The organism is Microcoleus sp. T3_B1 (genome assembly GCF_036700445.1).
GTDB lineage: Bacteria > Cyanobacteriota > Cyanobacteriia > Cyanobacteriales > Microcoleaceae > Microcoleus.
Map to the genome: position 1 here is coordinate 78,303 of NZ_JAUBOX010000021.1, position 21,648 is coordinate 99,950.

The following is a 21,648-nucleotide window of genomic DNA, read 5'->3' on the forward strand; positions in this document are numbered from 1 at the left end:
CAGTTTTTTTGCCAATTGCAGCTATTTCAGGGGATAAATTATTTTTAGGAAAGGGAAGGGAGGGGAATCAGAAATGCCCAATGCCCCATGCCCCATGCCCCATGCCCCATGCCCTGTTTGGCCGATGCGTAAATTTTTTCCAGATTTGATGTACGATCGCTACCAGTTTTGCAGAGGTCGAATTCCCAATGTCCCAAAACTTGACAGCAAGCTGGAATGACGCCCGCGAGGTTCCCAGTTTGCTCTTCGGCTGGAGTTTGTGCGGTTTATTGGCAATGAGCTCGATCGCCCCTACTCCTGCTGTCGCACAGCTACCTACCTCCGAACAGAGTAACAGCAATAGCCCGATCGCTCAAACAGGTGCGATCGTCCGCCCCACGCTCAAATTGGGCAGCCGCGGCTCGGAAGTCATCGAACTCCAAGCTGCTCTTCAATTGTTGGGCTTTTATACTGGCACTGTAGACGGGATTTTCTCACAAAGCACCGCTAGAGCTGTGTCTCAGTTCCAGGAAGCAGCAGGCCTGCCTCCCGACGCCATAGTCGGTCAAGATACTTGGAACCGGCTGTTTCCTGCGAATCGGAGCGCGATGGTCGAAAACCCCACAGCCAACATTCCCCCAACTGCCGACAACTCAGAGATTAGCCCCGAAGCGCAGCCCACCAATTTTCCCGTTTTAAGAAGACGAATGCGCGGGCCGGCAGTCAGAGATTTGCAAGAACGGCTGCGGGCCAAGGGATTTTTGCGCGTGAGTGCTGACGGCGTGTTTGGCCCGGAAACTCAAGCTGCTGTCAAGGCGGCTCAGCGACAATATCAACTGCCAGCAGACGGCATTGTCGGCCGCGCAACTTGGGAAGCTCTGCTGCGTTGACACCAAGCAAATAGTGCCGGCTATGCACGTTGCGGTATCGGGCGATCGTACAAATTGTTAATAATCGCTTTTGGAAGTATTTCGTCACATCAAAAAGTGTCAAGTTTGGTAAACAAAGTGTTTTTAGGCGCGCAGTTGGTGTTAACTTAAAAACATGAGGGGCAAAACCAAGAAGCACAAAAAACTTGGATAAAAAATTTGGAATTAGAGTATTTGTCCCGATCGGCTCTAGTTCGCAGGCAACGCCTGAACCGTGTAGCTTATTAGCACAGAAAGGTTGATATTGCGATTCGTATTGGTTAGATAGCTTGAGGCTATTGGATTAATCAAAAGTTGCGATCGCAGAACAGTCAAACACAGAAGTCTGAATAGACTCCGCTGATAGCTAGCTCGTATGCAGAGTAGTTGCAAGCAAAAAAGTCCACCTTAGTTGTAGTTGGCTGAAACTCAGCAGAGCTAAAAACCCACTTGAATCAACTGAATTTACAAACTTTTTAGGGTCTGGCATCCGATATGCTAGGCCCTAAAAGTTTTGATCGTTGACAGTTGACAGTTGACAGTTGATAGTTGACAGTTGACAGTTGACAGTTGACAGTTGACAGTTGACAGTTGACAGTTGATAGTTGACAGTTGATAGTTGACAGTTGATAGTTGACAGTTGATAGACCTCTGGCAAAAGTCCTTTTAATAAAATTTTGGAACGGGCATCTTGCCCGTCCTAGTTATTTTTGAAAGAGGTCTAATGACTACTGACTACTGACTAATGACTACTGACTAATGACCATTTCATTTAATTTCTTCAATTCGAGCATTCAAACCGTTAGCGCTGAGCATTTGTAGCAATTCCTCAGCTTTTTCGCGTTCCCGAAAAGCACCGGCTTGCATCACGGGTCGCCCGCTGGCAAAACTGCGAAAAGCACCGGGAACGAGGGATTGCATTTTTTGTCGATCGCCCCAACTGTTGGCATCCACCACAACTCGATAGCGCAAACCCAAAGCAGACGGTCGATCGAACGACGGCGAATTATCCGCGGCATCGGGCCAAGAATTCCCCCCTAAAGCAGCAGGTACATAGCCGCCCCTTCCGATCGGAATGTTGCGGCCCGGAACCGGCAATCTACCTTCGGAAGCAACCGAACTCGAACTATCAAAATTGGGAGGAATCATTGGTTGCTGTACCGAACTTTCCGAAACTGATCGATAATTCGGATCGGGCACAGGAATTGCGATCGTCCCTGGGACTACCGATGAAGCACCGACATTCCTCCCAGAAAGCTCTTGCTGCAACTGAGCGCTTGGCGGTGCCGATAGATTTTGCACTGGTCGCCTGGAAACGGGCGCAGGCGGGGGAAGTGGCGCTCTTTCAACTCTGGGGCTTAGCCGTCCGGGGGTGTAAGCAGGGAGAGAAGTGTCGGGGCCACCGATGTTGGGAGGTCGATCGGCTATACGCTGCAAAGCACTTCCCCCCATTGGCCCAGGGGTAAAAGTTCCCGCCACGTCAACCGATCCCGTCGTCCGGCTGCTCGACAATTGATTCCCGTAAGCTGGGATTACTTGACCTTTGGCCGCATTGTTGACATCGTACTGACCGTTGTTGCGAATGACATTGCCCCCCGGTTCGGCAGCAGTTCCCAAATCCGGCAGAGAGCTCGATATCGCCACAATTCCGTCCCGCCGATTACTCTCGATATAATTGTTACGCAGCACGGGTCTAGCATTAGCTTGCACCACCACGCCATCCTTATTGCGAGTAATTTTGTTGCCAATCAGCAGAGGCGAAGCGTTCTGCGCTACATTCACCCCAAATCCCGTGTTTTCAAACACATTATCTCGAACTTCCGGCTGGGAAGTGCCAAAAATCGTGATGCCGTTAGCTCCATTTTTCGAGAAAACATTCCCGCCAATCGTAGGCCTGGAAGTACCCACTACCGAAATGCCGTCGTGAGTGCTGCCAGAAAAAGTATTGTTAACAACCGTCGGAGAACTCGATTCGATCCACAAAGCGTAACCCCGATAGTTGGTATTCGTCACCGTCACCCCGCTGAGTCCCGCCCCATCTGCGCCTAAAATCGCAATATTTTGACCCGCCGAAGTCGGACTGATAAAGTATCCTCCGCCTTTGATGACAATATTCTGACCGCGAGTGTTGGGATTTCCCTGAACTGTCACGCTGGGCCTGAGCATTAATGGAAATTTTTCGCCGGTTTGCTCGCTGTAAGTACCGGGCGCTAGCAAAATCGCTGTTTTGGGCGGGGCCACGCTTAATGCGTAGGTAAGGGTTTTAAACGGAGCTCGATCGCTGCCGTTGCCTCCTGTGTCGCTGCCGCCGATCGAGCTGACGTACAGTATGTTAATCTCGCTCTGCAGCGTCTGAGAAAGTAGCTGCACTCCCGGTATCCCGGCAGCGATAACTGACGGTTGATGGTTGCAAAGGGCGGTGGTGGCAAAAACGAGTAGAAGGCAAGAACTCAAATAAGATTTTTGCGATCGCTTTTCTTTGCACCAGGTCTGTTGTAAGTAAATCAGCATAAAAAAACGCAACTTATCTGTGATCCGAGTTTCGCCTCCGGTGTTTCGTGTCGGGTTTTCGCGATCGAAGTTTAAAGACGCCCGCCTGCTTGGGTTGTTCTCCCTTAATCTTTTGTGTTGTTCTGCTAACCTCACGGCTCTCCTCCCAAGTGTGGTATGCAGCTTAACGATTTCACTCTCATCAAGTTTGATCTATTATGCTTCGTTTTTCTCAAATTCAATAAAACTTAAAAATTTGTCTAAATTAAATCGGTGGAGGTAAAAATTAGGCCGATCACTTTGCTACGATCTTGACCAAGAATTTCAAAGGTGGTACAAGCCCCCGTCTCGCTCCGTGGAATCAATCGAAAGCATCTCAAATCTAAAATCCTCAAGCCCCCGAATTTATCTCGCGCAAGTCAATCCAAAATCCAAAATCTAAAATCTAAAATCGAATGACGGCGTGGGACAATGTAGCGGTTTGACTGGTAGGATTAATTATAATTAGGGTGGTTCTGAATGACCGACAAACAAAACAGAACTTTACCGGCACAGCCAGCCCTCTGCCGGATTTTAGATGCAAATTTAGATCGATCGCGCGAAGGGTTGAGAATTATTGAAGAATGGTGCAGGTTTGGTCTCAACAGCGCCGATTTAGCTGGCGAGTGCAAGGAACTGCGTCAAGAATTGGCGGCTTGGCACGTCGCAGAACTTCGCAGTTCTAGGGATACGCCGGCCGATCCGGGTACGGAGTTGACTCACCCGCAGGAAGAGCAGCGTTCGAGCATTCAGCAGCTACTGGAGGCGAATTTCTGTCGGGTGGAAGAAGCTTTGCGGGTACTCGAAGAGTATGGCAAAATTTACGATCGGAATATGGGCGCGGCTTTTAAGCAGATGCGCTATCGGGTTTATACTCTCGAAAGCGATTTGCTGGCTTACCGGCGCTACCAGCAGTTACTTCGATCGCAGTTATACCTTGTAACTTCGCCGAGAGACAACTTGTTGGGAGTCGTGGAAGCTGCTTTGCAAGGGGGACTGACTTTGGTGCAGTACCGCGACAAAACCTCAGACGACGGCGCAAAGCTGGCCAACGCGCGTAAGCTTTGCGAACTTTGTCACCGCTATGATGCTTTGCTGATTGTGAACGATCGCGTGGATTTTGCGATCGCAGCGGATGCCGACGGCGTACACTTAGGACAGCAAGATTTGCCTGTGGCGGAAGCGCGCAAGTTGCTCGGCCCGGGACGGATCATCGGTTGTTCGACTACGAATGGCGAGGAAATGCAGCGAGCGGTTGACGCGGGAGCAGATTATATTGGAGTTGGGCCGGTCTACTCCACTCCTACTAAACCTGATAAACAGGCCGCAGGTTTGGACTATGTGCGGTATGCTGCTACTAAGTCACCGATTCCGTGGTTTGCGATCGGCGGAATTGATATCAACAACCTCGATGAAGTATTGAATGCCGGAGCTCAAAGGGTTGCCATAGTACGCGCGATTATGGAAGCAGAACAGCCTACTTTAGTCACGCAGTTTTTCATCTCGCAGTTGATTCGGATGCAGAATCTAAAAGCTCAGAAAGCTTTGCACGGAAAAAGCTAGGTTTCAGTAAGCTAGGACTTACACATCGGTAGTCAGAAACCGGGTTTTTTTGCGAGAAGACACGTTACAGCCCGCAAATTCGGTAAAAACCCGGTTTCTCTGGTAAAAGTGCATCCAGGACTGTTATTGAAAAAGTCGGGAACCTAACAAATAACAAATAACTAATAACTAATAACTAATAACTAATAACTTATGATAAATAAAATTGCGCTGCAAGTTAACGGAGAAACCCGCAATTGTGCGATCGACACACCGTTACCAAAATTACTAAAACAATTGGGATTAAACCCGCGTTTGGTGGCTGTGGAGTACAACGGGGAAATTCTGCACAAACAATTTTGGGAAACTACACAGATGCAAGAAGGCGACATCTTAGAAGTTGTCACAATTGTCGGAGGAGGCTAGCCACAAATTAGCTAATCAATCCTTGTAATCTAGCCATTGTGTCATTCAGCACCACCACAGAAGTCGCAGATAAATTCCAAGTTTTGATTGTAGGGTTGAGTGCTTTTTTGAGCGCATCCTGTAGGGGTGGTAGCCATGCCTCTTGATGTCCCTTGATCACCAGTATTAAGCGAAAACTGGCTTTTTTCAGATCAAGGGTTTGAAAGGAGTTAGGCAATTCTTCATAGGTAGAATGGCGCTTTAGGCAAGTTGCCACACTTAAAGTGAGCGCGTTGGTCAACTTCTCTTGAATTTCGAGGAGAAATTCATCGAAATTCGGCTGAGTTTCAGGACGTGGGGAACTCTGCTTTGCCTCCACAATCCATACTATAGAGTCATCTTGGGAATGGAGCAGTAAGAACTCCGCTATCTTCACGCCTTCGTTGATTTTTTGATAAGTTTCGCTTTTCTCAATGTAGAAGCAATCTCCTTCTGGGTAAGGGCCGAATGTCATGCCAGACTCACTAATTGGCTCAGTCGTCATTGCAATGCCAGCTCCACCTCTTCTTTGTAGAGATGGATTGATTCGTCGATAATTGGGTTGTCTGGCAACCCTTCCCTGAGATTTGCGAGCTCCCAACGATTATCTTTCACAGAAATTATTGGAATTGAGAGTCTATCCTTTTTCTGTGCAATGAGAAACAGTTTTTTGATGACAAAATAGGAGTGACTCGCCATGAAAAACTGGATTCCACACTCAGCTAACATGGCAATAATATCGAGAAACTTTGAAATTGCGGCTGGATGTAGTGCTGATTCTGGCTCATCGATGAAGATTACCGATTTTTGGTCAAGATAACGGTTCCCTAGTAAGGTGTCAAGAATGGAAATCTTCTTAATACCTTCTGCCGTTACGCCAATAGGGAACTTTTGATTCCCCTTCTTGAACTGCCAACGCCCCAAATTTTCATCATACTCAACCTTTCCCTCTAGAATCTCGCTTAGGTTCTTTCTGGACATAGCAAACTGCTGGTAATTTCGGCCACCTGTAGGAGGTTGGCGCAGTGCTCGTGCTAAATCGAGATAGGTATCATCGAAACCGAAGGTCTTGCTCTGTTCGCGGGATTGTAGAATGATATGATGCAGGGAGAGAACTTCTTTTGTAGGTAAAAAAATAGAATTACTACTTCGAGGTGGAACATGATTTTCTAGAGTTTGGATATTTTTCGTGGTGTCTTTACCAAATCTATAATAAAAATCTTGACCATCACAATTGAGCTTGAAAGATAGTGGTTCATCTGCTCCTTTGCTCACAAGGTCGCCGATTTTCTCTATCTCAAAAGTCCAATACAGTTTGTCTGCGAGTATTTCGGAAGCATTGCGTGGTTCGTTGCCCCGTTTATACTCTTCTAGGGTTCGCATAGCACTGTAAAGCGCTTTGAGCAGAATGGTTTTACCTGTTCCATTGCCGCCGATAATCAAATTAATGTGACCTAAGTTCTCGCACTTGAACTGATGGATAGGTCCAAAGTTCTTGAGTTCAAGGCTGTTTATCATCGGTTATTTCTCACAAAACTTGTCTACCAAACCTTAGATACCCGACTTCTTAAAGAAGTCGGGTATCTGGGTATATTGAGATAGAAAATCAGGAGGCATAGCCTCTAGATATGCGTTCCCAGGCATAGCCTAGGAACAAGGAATTAAACTGCGACAGCTTCAGCCACGGGCTCAGCCACAGGTGCTGCTACAACAGGATAAATGCTGACTTTCTTGCGAGTTTTGCCTTTTCTCTCAAAAGTCACCACACCGTCAATCATGGCAAACAGAGTATCATCTCTGCCGATACCAACATTATTACCAGGGTGAACTTTAGTGCCGCGTTGACGGATCAAAATGTTGCCAGCTTTGACAACTTGACCGCCGTACTTTTTGACACCCAGACGCTGAGAATTAGAGTCGCGTCCGTTACGTGTACTGCCTGTACCTTTCTTGTGGGCCATAATATCCTCAACTGTATTTACTATTTTTTATTCTGAATCAGTTTCGGCGGTTTGGGGAGTTTCAACAACTGCTTGAGTTAAGTCTCTGGCGGCCAAGACTGTACCGTTGACGCTGATGGAGTCAATCATAAAGCGAGTTGTTTCTTGACGGTGCCCTTTTTTCTTCCGAGTTTTCTTTTTCGGCTTCATCTTGTAGACGAGGACTTTGCGGCCCCGGAAATGCCGTAGAACCGTTCCTTCTACAGTGGCATTTTCTAGTAAAGGCTGGCCGATATGAACCTCGCCTTCGTGCTGGATCAGAAATACTTTGTCTATGGTGACTTTGGATTCAGCTTCAACGTGAAGCAGTTCGATGTCGTAGAAGCGGCCTGGTTCTACCCGAAATTGTTTGCCGCCGGTTTCAATGATTGCGTAAGTCATGGGATGGTTGTTGAGATTGCCGTACAGGTAGCTGATGAGTCTTTGGTCATTGGTCGTTGTGGACTTTTGACTGCTGACTGCTCTCCAGCTTTTGGAATGTCTTAACCTGATCCGAGCCGGATTTAGACAGACAATCTACTATTATTGCGGATTTTGGTATTTTTGTCAAGTTCGATCGCGCTGGAAAGTTCTAATTAGGTAAAACTTAGGCACGGGTGGTCAGAAACCGGGTTTTTTACGAAAATTCTTCGTTTTCAGCCAGAGATTAGGTAAAAAACCCGGTTTCTTCGGTCTTAATGGGTAAGCCCTGTTAGGGATAAAAATAGAAGATGCTGTAAATTTTTTATCCCATTGATCCAAAAGGTCGATCGAACTGGATTCAAGCCGTCGCAGAACATTTGCGCGATCGTAACAATTCCAAAGCTTGCTGTTTCACCCTACCCTCCATCACCTCTTTCTGCAAATTAATAAAAGCGTCAAAATCTTCTAAACCATACTTGGTCATCTGCAACTGCTGTCGCAACTGTTCTTCGGCCTCAACCGTTAAGTAACCTGTTGCCAAAGCTTTTCGGACAATTTTACTGATTAAAGTCATAGTAGCTTCACCCTGAATACACCTACGTTAAAACACTGAAGTTTTGTCACCCGACTAAGTCAGCTTTGAGTTTGTTTCATAATTACCCTTAAAATAGGTTAAATCTACCTTAAGGTCTAAGTAAATAAAGTTATTTTTAATACATCCATCAAACTTTAGCGATTTGAAATGTAGAGTACGATTAAATTGATCTATTTAGTTTTTTCCCGACCACATTATTATTCAACTACGTTAAATCTACCTTAAGGCATAATTTAAACATAACGATTTGTGACATTGGAAATTGTATCGATTTTAAATGTAGAGTGCGATTAAATTTGTATAGCCTTTCTCAGTAACATGAGATACCCGACGTGCATAGGGCATAGGCCTCCGTGGGCATAGGGCATACCTCACCATGCTTGAGAACCGCTATATATTTAGTTTCTTTCTAACAACAGCCGCCATTCTCTGACAGCAAAAGGAGGAACCAGCAATTCTGTTTCTTTTAGATTTTTCACAGGCAAACTCAACAGCAAAGGTCGATTACTTTCCAATTGTGTAATTATTGATTTGAAATCGTATTCTCCGACATTAATTGGCAAACCCGACTCGTTCCAAATATCATTAGCATTGCCCATTTCCCGCTTGCCCGCCGCAACTTTCAGCGGAACAGGATGCTGCAATTCTGTTCCGGGAAATCCTACTAATCTCAGATTTAAAGACTTTACTACTCCCGACTTGACTCGCTTGTACAAAACAACTTGCCATGCTTTATCGTCTGTATCACGCAGGCTTTGTACGGATCGGAACATTACTGTCTCAGCAGTTTCTGGGTATTTGTGAATCGAGGCGAAAGCGGGCGGGTTGACAGCTAAGATTAGAGACAAACACAAGATAATTAAAGTTAAAGCCTTGAAGAGGGAAGGTTTTGTACTGAGATTGTTCATAGGATGACCAAAATATCGCTTGTTACCCAAAAGTTTAATAGATAAAAAAGTAGGGTACGTCGCACGCACCCTACTACTCATTTTAAACCTAGATGAATCCAACTGCCTGCTTAGACGGGAAGAGCATAAAAAGCAACCCCCTCATCCCGGAAATCTGACCTCGCCTGTACCGCCCGCCGGTCCTCTGCCTTTGTTGTGAAAAAGTGTGTAATATTTAGCGGATTTTCCCGTTCCCTCGCCAGGTTGGTAAAACGATAGACGGGTATTGCACCCGGAACAGCCGTGCTATATGAATTGAAAACCTCCCCCTGATCGCGGAACTGGGGTAAGGTGCGAACAAACTGTATCTCACCAGGTTTATTAGTAAAGAAATAGGTTCCTGATGCCGTATTTAAGAAGCGTTGAACCTTTGCGTTACCGTCGCCTGGAGCCTTAAATTCATCGCCTTCACTCTGGAAACGAGCAAAGTTGGTTAGTCGGTCACTTTTCTCTATCTGGTCTGTAGTATAAAAATGCCCTCCTGCCGTCTTGTCAAAGAAACGCGCGACGGGAATGCCACTACTGCCTGCTGGATCTACAAGCGCACCTGTTATAGCGTCTTTCAAGGCGACACTGCCACGGTCAGTTGCAACCTGTAATGTGAAAGGCTGAGGAAGTTGTGTTAATGTATCACGGCTAGTCACGCGGACTACATAGTCCACACCAGGCGCACTTTTAAGCGGGAAGGGAGCACCATTGAAGTATTGGTTAGTAGTAAAATTCGGTATTTTTGAGTCTTCTGCTAGGCCGCCATTATTATCCTGAGCAAGAAGAAGAGCCCCATCAGCGACATTCGCACCCCTGCTGCCTTTGGGTATCTGAAAGAGTTGCACGAAAGGGTCGTAGGTACTGGTTCGATCTTTAAAGAGATCAATGAATATAGTCTCATTAACTAACTCTACCTCTAAGATGTAATCTTTAGCGCGAGTTCTTGCAGAACCATCGTTAGGATTAGGAGTCTGGATCTCCTTGTCAGTTGTAGTTAACTGACTTGTCACTTGAACTGATGCCATTTAAACTGTCCTCTTAACTTTTCTGATAGCAGGTGTTATAAAATCCTGTCTTCTACATTTATAAAACACTCAATACCGATAAGTTACCTAAGAGCTCTTAGTATTTTTATTAGGTATTTTTGTGAGTACACTAGGTTAAAAATTATCTTTTTAATATAGGACTTACGCCTGGGGGCTCGGAAACGGGGTTTTTTAAGAAAATACTTCAAGCGGGCCCATAGATTCAGTAAAAAACGCGGCTTCCAGGAGTCTGAGCGCTTCATTATTCAGTTGACAGTTGACAGTTGACCTGGGACAGCGACCTCTACCTGGAAGGAAGAGGATTGGAGTAATGAAGAGTCTTCTTTTAATTTCTCCCGATCGGGCTTGGGGCTTTAAACTAATTCTTTCTGGTAAGTCTTGTAATATTTAAAAGGTTGTACCTAAATTTTCCTCACACACCCGTAAAAATAGGCAGAAAGTTAGACTCTTAAGCTGGTAAAATTATCAATAATTATGACTGTGCTTCTGCTTGTGAGTATAAATGACCTACCAAAATAAACCTTTACAAATACCAGCACAAAAGTTTATAGAGGCTGCGGCTTGCTGGAATCTCGAACAGTTATATGCAGACTTGACAGCGGCCAAGCAAGATTACACTTGCAGTAGAAAGCAGCGACTCACTCCTTTAGAAAAAACTTACCTGCGAGGATTGCTTTGCAATTATAGTCCGGTGGAAATCGCCGCCGCACTCCACCGCGAATGTGCCGGTATTAGAGTAGACTTATCGAGAGGGCTGTATCGCTACATTCAAGTTTTGACGCTGCAACAACCGAAAGACTGGAAAGAAATCCCAAGTATGCTAGAAATACGTGGTTATCAACAAAAGGGTAGTGGCGAAACATTGCTTCCTACATTGAGAAATTATACTCAAACTACCCAAACTCCCATCGAAAATCGAACTGAATGGGGGCTGGCGGTGGATACGTCTATCTTCTACGGGCGCACAACAGAACTTGCTAACTTAGAACAATGGATTTTACAAGAAGACTGCCGCTTAGTTGCTGTATTGGGTATGGGTGGCATTGGCAAAACTGCTTTAACATCTAAGCTAACAAATCTGATTAAACAGCAGTTTGAGTCCTTAATTTGGGTCAACCTCAGTCACGCACCTGTGTTGGCAGATACTCTGGTAAATTTAATCGAATTTTTATCTGATAAACCGCAAAGCGATTTAGATAAATTGCAGTTAATTACTCAGGATAAAATTTTTTTTCAATCTGCGAGATCGCAGATTGAGTTTTCCCTGGATAGTCTAATTGCTTCGACAAATGCAATAGAACCGACAATCATCGCTGATGGTATCCAGCGCCTGATTCAGTGTTTACAAAAGCGTCGATGTTTGATAATCTTAGATGAGTGGGAAGCTGTTTTCTGCACTGAGGAGTTAACAGGAAATTATCGAGAAGGATATCAAGTGTATGGGGAATTTCTGAAACAAGTAGGAAAATCGCAGCATCAAAGTTGCTTGCTGTTGACTAGCTGCGAAAAACCTAAAGAAATTGCGGCGTTAGAAGGTCAAAATCAATCTGTACGGTCATTGAAATTGGGTAGCTTGGGAGAAGCGGCTGTGGAAATCCTTAAAAACAAGGGTTTGTCTGAAGAAGGTCAATACTCAGAATTGATAGAGGCATACAGCGGCAATCCTTTAGCGTTAAAAATAGTAACGACAACTATTCATGATATGTTTGGGGACAGCATTGCTAAGTTTTTAAGAAATGGGCTGTTTCTGGGAGATTATAGCGATACGTTATCTCGGCAGTTTAATCGCTTATCAGGATTAGAAATCCAGCTATTACACTGCATGGCGAAAGAAGTCAAGCCTGTTGGTTGTGAAAAATTGTACTCCGATATTCAGCAAGATCGGGATTCAGAATTGCTGAAGGCGCTGGAATCGCTTTTAAGACGATCGCTAATTGAAACAGTCCAAGCCGAAAGTGAAACTCTGTTCGCGCTTCAACCTGCGGTAAAGAAATATCTGATGTCTGTGGCAAGATTGCCTAAGCTATAAATTAATACCGTTCAGTTAAGCCAGATCCCCCCTAGCCCCCCTTAAAAAGGGGGGGACAAGAAGTTGCTCAAAGTCAACCCCTACTCCCCTTTTTAAGGGGGATTTAGGGGGATCTCCTCGGAGTAAACAGTTTTAACCCAAGCGTATTGAGCTATAAATAATCTACCGAGGTTCTATTTCCAATCGGTTTCGGCTTGGGATAGCACGTAAGCTGAAACATCGATAATTTGTTGTTCCGACAAACGATCTTTGTAAGCGGGCATAATACCTTTGCCGTTGGTTACTAAGTTGGAAATGTTGGCGATGGAATCCATGCCGTATTTTTTTAATGCTTTTTGTTTCAAGTTTTTGCCGCGCCTGATAATGTTGCTGCCGTTGATGTGACAGCCTGCACAGTTGGTGGTGAAGACTTCGGCTGCGGTTGTGGGATTTGTAGCTGTATCTGCGAGGGCGATTTGGGAATTAGTGGCGATTTCTACAAATGCCAGTGTCAGTATCAATAGAAAGGCGGTGAGAATTTTTTTTAAGTTATTTAGCGAAATCATCTATTTGCAATTTGAAAAATAGTGCTGGATTTAATGATATCACTAAATAGGCATTTTGGGGTTAACTCAGCGATTCATTCTTCCCAGTCGAATGTGCGGGAAACTGCTTTTTTCCAAAAGCGATATTTTTGCTCGCGAAGTGCGATCGGCATTTTCGGCTCCCAAGTACAATCCACCGCCCAATTGTCCCGCAATTCGGCTAGCTGACTCCAAAAACCCACCGCCAAACCGGCCGCATAAGCCACACCGAGTGCAGTAGTTTCTGCTACCACAGGCCGCATCACAGGCACTCCCAAAACATCGCTCTGAAACTGCATCAGCGTGTGATTTACCACCATACCTCCGTCTACTTTTAAAGACAAAAGCTGCACACCAGAATCCTGATTCATCGCCTCCAATACTTCTCGCGTTTGCCACGCTGTAGCTTCCAATACTGCGCGGGCAATGTGTGCCTTAGTCACGTAGCGAGTTAAACCTGCAATTACTCCCCGCGCGCTGTCTTTCCAATAGGGTGCGTAGAGTCCAGAAAATGCCGGGACAACGTAAACTCCGCCGCTATCTTCGACTGTATTTGCTAATGTTTCTACTTCTGCAGATGTGTTGATGATACCCAAATTGTCCCGCAGCCACTGCACTAAAGCTCCGGCGAGCGCAATACTGCCTTCTAAAGCATACACAGCGGGCGATTCTCCCATCTTGTAGGCGACTGTTGTTAGTAACCCTTGCTTTGAAGGGACGATCGCCTCACCGGTATTCAGCAGCATAAAACAGCCCGTACCGTAAGTATTTTTCGCCTCCCCCGGACTGAAACAAGTTTGCCCGACGAGGGCGGCTTGCTGATCGCCCAAAGCAGCAGCAATCGGAACACCTGCAAGCAATCCTTTTGCAGTTCCAAAAACTTGACTCGAAGGGCGAATTTCTGGTAGCATCTGCCGGGGAATTGCCATTATTTCCAAAGTTTCGGCATCCCAATCGAGGGTTTGCAAATCCATCAGCATCGTGCGGCTGGCGTTGGTAACATCGGTAATGTGCGCGCCGCCAGTCAGGTGCCAAATCAGAAAAGTATCGACATTGCCAAAAATCGCATCCCCTCGATTTGCAGCTTCCCGCAATCCGGGAATATTGTCCAGCATCCACTTAATTTTCGGCCCGCTGAAATAAGTTGTCAGCGGCAAACCGCATCGTTTTTGAAATCGATCTTTGCCCTCAACTTCAGCTAATTGCTCGCAAATAAAGCGAGTGCGGGTATCTTGCCAAACAATGGCATTACCGTAAGGTTTGCCAGTTTTTTTGTCCCAAATAATTGTAGTTTCGCGCTGGTTGGTAATACCGAGTGCAGCAATATCTTTCGGGTCGATATTGCCGATTTCGAGGGCATTTTTAATCACGCTTTGGGTGCGCTGCCAAATTTCATCGGGATTGTGTTCAACCCATCCTGGTTGCGGATAGATTTGCTGGTGTTCTTGTTGGTTGCTGCAAATTATCTGTCCCTGGCGATCGAATACGATAAATCTGGTGCTGGTGGTTCCTTGGTCGATCGCTGCTACGTATTTTTTGGTCACTTGTCTAAAATATTTTTAGTAATGAGGTCTTTAAGGGATATGATACTATATCTAGAAGTCAAATTAATGTCACAAACTTTAGCTTAGGGAACTCCACAAGTTGAAACTGGCAGATTTGCTGAGGCTCGATCGCACAATTAAGGTTATTGGCTTTGACGACGCTCCGTTTTCTCGTACAAACGGCAGTCTGGTGTCGATCGCGGGCATAGTCTGCGGGGGAACTCGATTTGAAGGAATGGTGTGGGGACAAGTCCTCCCAGACGGATTAGATGCCACGGATGCTATTTCTGGGCTACTGCTCGGAGGCAAATTTCTGCCGCAATTGCATCTGGTTTTGCTCGACGGAATTGCTTTCGGCGGCTTCAATGTTATTGACCTTCCCGAGTTAGCATCGCGGCTGCAAATTCCTTGCGTTGCTGTCATGCGCCGCCAACCAGATTTAGCTGCTGTTGAAAAAGCTCTCCGCCATTTACCCGACTCGGAATACCGTTTAGAATTGTTGCGCCGCGCTGGTAAAATTCACGCTTTTGAACCTTTCTTTTTTCAAGTGTGCGGCGAACAACCCGAAGTAATAGCGAGGGTGCTCCAGCGTTTGACAGACACTGGTAAAGTTCCTGAAGCTTTGCGTTTGGCTCATTTGATTGGTGCGGCGGTAATTAATGGAGTTAGCGGAAGTTCTGCTTGAATTGTTGTTAAGAACGGGCAAGATGCCCGTTCCACAAAGAGGAAATTTTCTTGTGCGGTGGGCCGGATATCCTGTTAAGAACGGGCAAGATGCCCGTTCCACAAAGAGGAAATTTTCTTGTGGGGAGTAGGGGTTGGGCCGGAGCTCCCGTTAAGAACGGGCAAGATGCCCGTTCCACACCGACTAAATTTTCTTGTGGGGAGTAGGGGTTGGGCCGGAGAGCCCGCCCAGGAAAGGCTGATTGTAAATGATTTTATTCGATGAGTTTGTACTCACTTACTTACACAATCTCGCCGTCAATTTCACCGAATTCGATTTGAGTTCCCAACGCCAAAGTTAGGGTACTTTCAGGTTCTACCATTTTTATATCGCCTTGAATGTCTGTAGCCCACCAAGCGCGATCGGACAAATTGGTCAATCCTAACGAAAGCTCGTTTCTCGATCGAGAAGTCACTATAGCTACAAGACCGTTAGATGCTGCGGCTGTTAAACTCGGTATGTCAGAGGTGAATAGTTGAGTTCCCGCAGTCAGAGGAATAACTCGACTTCCTAATTTCAGGGAAAATTGACCGCTGGTAAAAGAATTTACTGCGGGCTGATCTGATATAAAGGTAGGCGGAAGATTTGTCGGTGTTGGGGCTGGCAAGTCAGAGTTTCCTACTGTAATTGTACAGTTGCCGATTTTCTTTTGGTCGCCCGATCGCAAATAACTCACCGCCCCGCTATCAACATTCTCGCAAACAATTTGACCTGCTTCCAATTCAAACCGCATCGCCAAGGGCGAAACATTAGGAATGCAGATAATAGACAAATTTTCATCACTGCCAAAAGTCACGGGTTCCGAGCCCAGAGTGAGAGTGCGATTTGCTCCGGTATCGTAACTAATTACCAGCCAAGCTTTGTTGAACAAAGTTTCAGCTACAACCAACATGATGCCAATCCAAAAACCGATCGCAGCACAGCCAGCTAAACGACCCGCGGTACCGGATAAATTGTAAGCAAACAGAATAAACAAACAGCCGCCCAACACGCCCCCAACACCGCCGCCTCCCATGCCGCGAAGCGCCCCCAAATTAGGAATCCGCTGTGCAAGTCCAAGTCCTAACAAACTGCCAGCTATTCCCCAGCAAATGACTCGCAATAATTCGTTGTTTCCGTCGCCAATTCCGCTGTAAATACCTTCGGCGATCGCCCCAGAAATGGCTCCTGCAATTAAACCAAACAATCCGCCATTTTTTAAAGCTTGTTTAATTTGAGGCTTGCCTTTGATATAGAAATAATAGCCGAACATGATAGCCGTAGCAATACCACCGCCTACGAGCCCAAACCAGCGACCTGTGGACAATACACTGTCAAAAAAAGCACTGTCAAAAAAAGCACTGTCAAAAAAAGATTCCGAACCAGGGAGTCGCTGCATGAAAGGTTCGGTGATTAGATTGCCGACGAAACCGCCGACTGCACCGCTAATGCCAAACTGTAAAGCTTTTTTAAGGGCTGATAGATTTCTTTTCACGGCGCACCAGATTTAAAGTGAGAGTCAAATCTAGCTACAAGCTCGAAAGTTATGATTTCCGATAATTTTATATCTGGCATCGCGATCGAGAACAGGCAAGATGCCTGTTCCACAAACACAAAGAGTGAGTGTTCTTGCGGGGAGTAGGGGTTGGGTAGGAAACATTGGTGTCAACTTAAGCTTTTAGTCCGCCAGTCCTCCCGCTCACCCGGCAGTCCGCCAGGGAATGAATTCCCTGTCTAATAGCGAAAGTCCTCTAAAAGAGGACTGAATCATTCATTAGTCCTCGGAAGCGAGGACTTTCGCTTTGAGGCAGGGGTTTCAACCCCTGACGGACTATCGGTTTTACCTTAAGTTGACACGCCTTGGGCAAGAGATCCCGCCCGTCCAAGACTGATTGAGAATGGTGCAAGATGTGAGACGATCGCACATCTGGCCCCTGTCTCCGCGCTGTCTCCCCCCATCTCCCGCTTCCCTCCATCTCAGGGCCAAGCCTTTGAACCTCGCGCCCTCGCCCGTCACAACTCCCTCGCGAGGCCTATATCGCCTGTAACCATTGCTGCAAGATAATTTTAGCAATTTTTTAACGGGGAAATTTTAACTTTTCCGACCCAAGCGAGGGCCCAAATATGAAAAGGAATGTTACAAACTATTACAGTAACACTCAGAATGTGAACATAATGCCTCAAAATACTTGCGAGAGGTAGTTGCGTCCGAGGAGCAATATCCTTACTAACTGTCCGACAGTCACTCGATCGCCACTAAGTGGCCTGCTGCAATCTTTATCATAAATTAAAGATCGCATCAGTCATTTATGGTATTGTAAGCGACAGGCTTAGTGCGGGCACTCACAAGCGCACCGGTGTGAAGAACAAGCGCCGTCAAACACCGAAGGCAGCCGCCCCCCAACAACTTCAACAGTTGCTGGCTGTGGAAAGTCCGACCTTCGGAGTCAAAGCTCCTGCCTGAGCATGAAAGGTAAGGGATGCAAGCGCCCGCCGTCGCTAGCTCAGCGCGGAGCAGTTCGCAATTGCAAAATATCCAGCGGGTACACACAAGATGAGTATCGTCACCAAATCAATCGTCAACGCAGACGCCGAAGCTCGCTACTTGAGCCCAGGTGAATTAGATCGGATCAAAAGCTTCGTCACCTCTGGTGAACGCCGCGTCCGCATCGCCCAAATTTTGAGCGAATCCCGCGAACGCATCGTCAAACAAGCAGGCGACCAACTTTTCCAAAAACGCCCTGATATTGTTTCTCCCGGCGGCAACGCTTACGGCGAAGAAATGACCGCAACTTGCTTGCGCGACATGGACTACTACCTGCGTTTGATTACCTACGGAATCGTAGCTGGCGACATTACTCCGATCGAAGAAATCGGTATTGTCGGCGTCCGCGAAATGTACAAATCTCTCGGCACCCCGATTGAAGCCGTCGCCGAAGGCGTTCGCGCTATGAAAAATGCAGCAAGCTCGCTGCTGTCTGGAGAAGATGCTTCCGAAGCTTCCTCCTACTTCGACTACGTTATCGGTGCGATGCAGTAAGGAATTTCGATTTTAGGTTTTCGATTTTAGATTGAAAAATTGGGCGTTACTGGTAACAAGCTACAAGCTTTTGCAGATAAGCGTCTACTTAAAAATCTCAAATCCCAAATCCCAAATCCCAAATTCTCGCTCCAAAATTGGACTGACTCAGCCACTTTCTAGGAAACAAGACAACCATGCAAGACGCAATTACCGCCGTTATCAATTCCTCTGACGTTCAAGGTAAGTACCTCGACATCAGCGCTCTAGACAAGCTCAAGAACTACTTTGCTTCTGGCGAACTGCGCGTCCGCGCCGCTACCGCCATCAGCGCTAATGCAGCCACAATCGTCAAAGAAGCAGTTGCTAAGTCTCTGTTGTACTCTGATGTAACTCGTCCCGGCGGCAATATGTACACCACTCGTCGTTATGCAGCTTGCATCCGCGACTTGGACTACTACCTGCGCTATGCCACCTACGCTATGTTGGCTGGCGACCCTTCCATCCTCGATGAGCGCGTGCTCAACGGTTTGAAAGAAACCTACAACTCCTTGGGCGTGCCCATCGGTTCTACCGTACAAGCAATCCAAGCAATGAAAGAAGTCACCGCCGGTTTGGTCGGTTCTGACGCTGGTAAAGAAATGGGCGTCTATTTCGACTACATCTGCTCTGGCTTGAGCTAAGACTCAGGAAGAAGGAAGAAGGAAGAAGGAAGTTCGGCAACGGATTCTGTAACGGATGTAACGGATGTAACGGATGTAACAGATTTCAGTCCGATGGAAGTCGGAAGAAGGAAGAAGATTTATTTCTTGCCTCTTTTAACTTTTTACTTTTTACTTTGGACTTTTTACCTTTGACTTTGAAAAGAGGTCAGGGAAGTTGAGAGTGATTGCTAGACCGTCAAAGGCTTGTCGAGAAAGCCCGACGAGTTTTAACGAGCTAGTTTTGACTCCTAACTCCCTGCCTTCAATCTTTAAAAAATCCATCTAATAATCTGTAAACCTACTCAGGAGTTAGTTTCCCATGAGAATGTTTAAGGTGACTGCTTGCGTCCCAAGTCAAACTCGCATCCGCACTCAGCGCGAATTGCAAAATACCTATTTTACTAAGCTCGTTCCTTACGACAACTGGTTCCGGGAACAGCAAAGAATTATGAAAATGGGCGGCAGAATTATTAAAGTGCAACTGGCTACCGGTAAGCCCGGAGCTAATACAGGTTTACTTTAAGAGCCGAAGCTGGATTAGTAGAGGGGTAAGAGGTCGCGATGACCTCTTTTTTGTTGTTATATAGCAATCCTCGCATCATTTGCATAATTATTGTAGGGGCAATCCCCCGTGGTTGCCCGATAGATAGGGGGTAGGCACTCTTAGCACTACCCCTACAAATTTATCTGAATCATTTAGGATTCCTCTAGTAGAAGGAAGAATGTCCAGCGTTGTTAATCTCATCATTGACAAATATTTCAATAAGAAGACAGTATAACTGCGATTATCGCTAACAAAACAGCAAGCATTTGTGGTAACGTAATAGCCTCTTTCAAGAATAAAGACGATAATAATATAGTAATCAGCGGGTAGATAGACGTAACACTCACTACATTGGCAACTTCACCTTTGCCAAGGGCTATAAAAAATACTAATGAGGCCACAGTGCCACAAACGCCAACTAACATGGCAAACAAAATTCCCCTAACATCTCCCTCAAAACTAAAATTATTAGTTTTGATAATAATAAATAAAGTAGTTAAGATAGCGCCAATTGCTTCATAAACAAAAGCTGTTTTGTAGTCAATATATTTAGTCGCTAAATTGCCAAAAAATCCCCACAAACCATATAATAGCGAACAGATTAATGCGTAAATTAACCAATCTGGTACTTTAGCCATCTTTGTTAGAGTTTATTGAGAGCATTCTAAAATCCTATGGCTAATGACATTCGACGCTTGATTCCCTTTTTTGACCCCAGCGCCTCTCAATGGGCCGCTGAGGCTCGGTGGCTGAGGTGGCTGACTTTTCTGTGGCTGTTTGTCGGGCTGACAGCATTGTTTTCGGCTTCCTATCCCATTGCAAATTATGAATTTGGAGACGGCCTTTATTATTTTAAACGACAGCTAATCGCAGTGGCGATCGGGCTGGCAGGTTTTAACTTGATGGTATACTCCCCCCTGCGGTACCTGCTGAAAACAGCTCAGTTAGGCGTTTTGTTGCTGCTGGGATTGCTGTGGCTGACCTTAGTTCCGGGGGTGGGAACCACTATAAACGGGGCGACTCGCTGGATATCTTTGGGCCCGGTTCCGATTATTCAACCTTCTGAGTTGATCAAGCCGTTTTTTGTTCTCCAAAGCGCCCGCATTTTCGGCAACTGGTCCCGGTTGACGAATAAAGTTCGCTTAACTTGGCTGTTAATTTTCGGTGCAATGCTTTTGGGAATTTTGTTGCAGCCGAATTTAAGTACCACGGCTTTGTGCGGGATGACTTTGTGGTTGGTGGCTTTGGCTGCGGGCTTGCCTTACTTGCAGTTGGGCGCAACGGCTATGGGGGGAATGCTTTTAGCGGTTTTAAGTATTAGTTTGAGGGAATATCAGCGCCGCCGGATTATGTCTTTTCTCAATCCTTGGGCTGACCCGATGCAAGACGGCTATCAGTTGATTCAAAGTCTGCTGGCTGTCGGTTCAGGGGGCATTTGGGGTGTGGGTTTGGGGATGTCGCAGCAAAAGTTATTTTATTTGCCGATTCAGTACAGCGATTTTATTTTTGCTGTGTTTGCTGAGGAGTTTGGTTTGGTGGGAGGTTTCTCGCTGTTGCTGATGTTGGCGGCTTACTCTACTGTGGCTTTGAGGGTGGCGACGCGGGCCCGGAATATTGAGAGTCAGTTGGTGGCGATTGGGGTGATGGTGGTGATGGTGGGACAGTCGCTGCTGAATATTGGGGTGGCGACGGGGGTTTTGCCGACTACGGGTTTGCCGCTGCCGTTTTTTAGTTACGGGGGTTCTTCGATGTTGGCAAGTTTGTTGTTGTCAGGGTTGCTGATTCGGGTGGCTAGAGAGAGTTCTGAGGCTGATGTGGTTTCTTTGGATGGACGCAGAGGGAAGCCGGAAAAGCCGAATTTGCGATCGAACAACGGCAATACACAAACTGAATAATTTGTCAATAGTAAACACACCCGATTAACTTCCAGGATCTGCCTGCGAGCCAATACCCAGAGGAAGAGCCTCGATTCTTGCGGGGGCAAATTGGAGGCGGAGCCTCCGGATCTGCGTTACCAGGCAGATCCTGGTAACGAGTAATAGCTGATAAAAACTAACGCTCGACTATTTCCGCCCGTCTCTTGCTGGGGCAAATTGGAGGCGGAGCCTCCGGATCTGCGTTACCAGGCAGATCCTGGTAACGAGTAATAGCTGATAAAAACT

Annotated in this window: 21 protein-coding genes; 9 read left to right on the top strand and 12 right to left on the bottom strand. The window is 46.3% G+C overall.

Annotated features, from left to right (window positions below; all coding sequences use genetic code 11):
* Positions 1–188: 188 nt before the first annotated feature.
* A complete protein-coding gene (locus QT990_RS14090) occupies positions 189–869 on the top strand; it encodes a peptidoglycan-binding protein (protein ID WP_333465351.1) in 681 nt (226 codons plus the stop codon).
* Between the two features lie 786 nt (positions 870–1,655).
* Here the strand turns inward: QT990_RS14090 and QT990_RS14095 are convergent.
* Complete coding sequence (locus QT990_RS14095) at positions 1,656–3,533, bottom strand: DUF1565 domain-containing protein (protein ID WP_333145185.1); 1,878 nt, start codon at positions 3,531–3,533, stop codon at positions 1,656–1,658.
* Positions 3,534–3,896: 363 nt separating this feature from the next.
* On the opposite strand from QT990_RS14095, the gene QT990_RS14100 reads away from it, so the two are divergent.
* Complete coding sequence (locus tag QT990_RS14100; RefSeq protein ID WP_333145183.1) at positions 3,897–4,979, top strand: thiamine phosphate synthase; 1,083 nt, start codon at positions 3,897–3,899, stop codon at positions 4,977–4,979.
* Positions 4,980–5,171: 192 nt separating this feature from the next.
* Positions 5,172–5,384, top strand: a complete 213-nt coding sequence (gene thiS / locus QT990_RS14105; RefSeq protein ID WP_333465352.1) for a sulfur carrier protein ThiS — start codon at positions 5,172–5,174, stop codon at positions 5,382–5,384.
* 7 nt (positions 5,385–5,391) lie between these two features.
* Here thiS and QT990_RS14110 read toward each other — a convergent pair whose 3' ends face one another.
* The 7 genes from QT990_RS14110 to QT990_RS14140 form a co-directional block, all read right to left on the bottom strand.
* The gene (locus QT990_RS14110; protein ID WP_333465353.1) at positions 5,392–5,907 is read right to left on the bottom strand and encodes a hypothetical protein; all 516 of its coding nucleotides are present in this window, start codon (positions 5,905–5,907) and stop codon (positions 5,392–5,394) included.
* Complete coding sequence (locus tag QT990_RS14115) at positions 5,904–6,920, bottom strand: AAA family ATPase (protein WP_333465354.1); 1,017 nt, start codon at positions 6,918–6,920, stop codon at positions 5,904–5,906. The genes QT990_RS14110 and QT990_RS14115 overlap by 4 nt, the downstream gene beginning before the upstream one ends.
* A 143-nt stretch (positions 6,921–7,063) precedes the next feature.
* Positions 7,064–7,363 (bottom strand): 50S ribosomal protein L27, encoded by a 300-nt coding sequence (gene rpmA / locus QT990_RS14120; RefSeq protein WP_190738131.1) that lies wholly within the window; start codon positions 7,361–7,363, stop codon positions 7,064–7,066.
* Positions 7,364–7,390: 27 nt separating this feature from the next.
* Positions 7,391–7,783 (bottom strand): 50S ribosomal protein L21, encoded by a 393-nt coding sequence (gene rplU, locus QT990_RS14125; RefSeq protein WP_333036112.1) that lies wholly within the window; start codon positions 7,781–7,783, stop codon positions 7,391–7,393.
* Between the two features lie 379 nt (positions 7,784–8,162).
* The gene (locus QT990_RS14130) at positions 8,163–8,378 is read right to left on the bottom strand and encodes a hypothetical protein (protein ID WP_333145179.1); all 216 of its coding nucleotides are present in this window, start codon (positions 8,376–8,378) and stop codon (positions 8,163–8,165) included.
* 419 nt (positions 8,379–8,797) lie between these two features.
* Entirely contained in the window at positions 8,798–9,307 is a 510-nt protein-coding gene (locus QT990_RS14135; protein ID WP_333465355.1) for a DUF3122 domain-containing protein, read from the bottom strand.
* 110 nt (positions 9,308–9,417) lie between these two features.
* Positions 9,418–10,359, bottom strand: a complete 942-nt coding sequence (locus QT990_RS14140) for a hypothetical protein (RefSeq protein ID WP_333465356.1) — start codon at positions 10,357–10,359, stop codon at positions 9,418–9,420.
* Between the two features lie 523 nt (positions 10,360–10,882).
* Here QT990_RS14140 and QT990_RS14145 point away from each other — a divergent pair.
* Positions 10,883–12,409, top strand: coding sequence for an NB-ARC domain-containing protein (locus QT990_RS14145; RefSeq protein ID WP_333465357.1), 1,527 nt, complete (start codon positions 10,883–10,885; stop codon positions 12,407–12,409).
* A 173-nt stretch (positions 12,410–12,582) separates the two neighbouring features.
* On the opposite strand, the gene QT990_RS14150 is transcribed toward QT990_RS14145, so the two are convergent.
* Positions 12,583–12,954, bottom strand: coding sequence for a c-type cytochrome (locus QT990_RS14150; RefSeq protein ID WP_333465358.1), 372 nt, complete (start codon positions 12,952–12,954; stop codon positions 12,583–12,585).
* 74 nt (positions 12,955–13,028) lie between these two features.
* Positions 13,029–14,516: a glycerol kinase GlpK gene (gene glpK / locus QT990_RS14155; protein ID WP_333465359.1), complete on the bottom strand. Its 1,488-nt coding sequence runs from the start codon at positions 14,514–14,516 to the stop codon at positions 13,029–13,031.
* A 100-nt stretch (positions 14,517–14,616) separates the two neighbouring features.
* Here glpK and QT990_RS14160 point away from each other — a divergent pair, with 100 nt between their 5' ends.
* Complete coding sequence (locus QT990_RS14160; RefSeq protein WP_333465360.1) at positions 14,617–15,201, top strand: endonuclease dU; 585 nt, start codon at positions 14,617–14,619, stop codon at positions 15,199–15,201.
* A 280-nt stretch (positions 15,202–15,481) separates the two neighbouring features.
* On the opposite strand, the gene QT990_RS14165 is transcribed toward QT990_RS14160, so the two are convergent.
* Positions 15,482–16,714, bottom strand: a complete 1,233-nt coding sequence (locus QT990_RS14165) for a hypothetical protein (RefSeq protein WP_333145172.1) — start codon at positions 16,712–16,714, stop codon at positions 15,482–15,484.
* Positions 16,715–17,773: 1,059 nt separating this feature from the next.
* Here QT990_RS14165 and apcA point away from each other — a divergent pair.
* The 3 genes from apcA to QT990_RS14180 all read left to right on the top strand — a co-directional run bounded on the left by apcA (position 17,774) and on the right by QT990_RS14180 (position 19,465).
* A complete protein-coding gene (gene apcA / locus QT990_RS14170; RefSeq protein WP_333036136.1) occupies positions 17,774–18,259 on the top strand; it encodes an allophycocyanin subunit alpha in 486 nt (161 codons plus the stop codon).
* Between the two features lie 176 nt (positions 18,260–18,435).
* Complete coding sequence (gene apcB / locus QT990_RS14175; RefSeq protein WP_006634930.1) at positions 18,436–18,921, top strand: allophycocyanin subunit beta; 486 nt, start codon at positions 18,436–18,438, stop codon at positions 18,919–18,921.
* Positions 18,922–19,261: 340 nt separating this feature from the next.
* Complete coding sequence (locus QT990_RS14180) at positions 19,262–19,465, top strand: phycobilisome linker polypeptide (RefSeq protein ID WP_006634929.1); 204 nt, start codon at positions 19,262–19,264, stop codon at positions 19,463–19,465.
* A 236-nt stretch (positions 19,466–19,701) separates the two neighbouring features.
* On the opposite strand, the gene QT990_RS14185 is transcribed toward QT990_RS14180, so the two are convergent.
* Positions 19,702–20,124, bottom strand: a complete 423-nt coding sequence (locus QT990_RS14185) for an EamA family transporter (RefSeq protein WP_333145170.1) — start codon at positions 20,122–20,124, stop codon at positions 19,702–19,704.
* A gap of 36 nt (positions 20,125–20,160) precedes the next feature.
* Between QT990_RS14185 and QT990_RS14190 the strand changes: the two genes are divergently transcribed.
* Complete coding sequence (locus tag QT990_RS14190; RefSeq protein ID WP_333145169.1) at positions 20,161–21,381, top strand: FtsW/RodA/SpoVE family cell cycle protein; 1,221 nt, start codon at positions 20,161–20,163, stop codon at positions 21,379–21,381.
* Positions 21,382–21,648 lie beyond the last annotated feature (267 nt).

Bases quoted from the DNA above. Each gene is read 5' to 3' on its own strand.
- QT990_RS14110 (WP_333465353.1), bottom strand. From the start codon at position 5,907: ATGACGACTGAGCCAATTAGTGAGTCTGGCATGACATTCGGCCCTTAC.
- QT990_RS14140 (WP_333465356.1), bottom strand. From the start codon at position 10,359: ATGGCATCAGTTCAAGTGACAAGTCAGTTAACTACAACTGACAAGGAG.
- QT990_RS14185 (WP_333145170.1), bottom strand. From the start codon at position 20,124: ATGGCTAAAGTACCAGATTGGTTAATTTACGCATTAATCTGTTCGCTA.
- QT990_RS14090 (WP_333465351.1), top strand. From the start codon at position 189: ATGTCCCAAAACTTGACAGCAAGCTGGAATGACGCCCGCGAGGTTCCC.
- apcA (WP_333036136.1), top strand. From the start codon at position 17,774: ATGAGTATCGTCACCAAATCAATCGTCAACGCAGACGCCGAAGCTCGC.
- QT990_RS14135 (WP_333465355.1), bottom strand. From the start codon at position 9,307: ATGAACAATCTCAGTACAAAACCTTCCCTCTTCAAGGCTTTAACTTTA.
- apcB (WP_006634930.1), top strand. From the start codon at position 18,436: ATGCAAGACGCAATTACCGCCGTTATCAATTCCTCTGACGTTCAAGGT.
- QT990_RS14145 (WP_333465357.1), top strand. From the start codon at position 10,883: ATGACCTACCAAAATAAACCTTTACAAATACCAGCACAAAAGTTTATA.
- rpmA (WP_190738131.1), bottom strand. From the start codon at position 7,363: ATGGCCCACAAGAAAGGTACAGGCAGTACACGTAACGGACGCGACTCT.
- QT990_RS14180 (WP_006634929.1), top strand. From the start codon at position 19,262: ATGAGAATGTTTAAGGTGACTGCTTGCGTCCCAAGTCAAACTCGCATC.
- rplU (WP_333036112.1), bottom strand. From the start codon at position 7,783: ATGACTTACGCAATCATTGAAACCGGCGGCAAACAATTTCGGGTAGAA.
- thiS (WP_333465352.1), top strand. From the start codon at position 5,172: ATGATAAATAAAATTGCGCTGCAAGTTAACGGAGAAACCCGCAATTGT.
- QT990_RS14130 (WP_333145179.1), bottom strand. From the start codon at position 8,378: ATGACTTTAATCAGTAAAATTGTCCGAAAAGCTTTGGCAACAGGTTAC.
- QT990_RS14150 (WP_333465358.1), bottom strand. From the start codon at position 12,954: ATGATTTCGCTAAATAACTTAAAAAAAATTCTCACCGCCTTTCTATTG.
- QT990_RS14190 (WP_333145169.1), top strand. From the start codon at position 20,161: ATGGCTAATGACATTCGACGCTTGATTCCCTTTTTTGACCCCAGCGCC.
- QT990_RS14115 (WP_333465354.1), bottom strand. From the start codon at position 6,920: ATGATAAACAGCCTTGAACTCAAGAACTTTGGACCTATCCATCAGTTC.
- QT990_RS14100 (WP_333145183.1), top strand. From the start codon at position 3,897: ATGACCGACAAACAAAACAGAACTTTACCGGCACAGCCAGCCCTCTGC.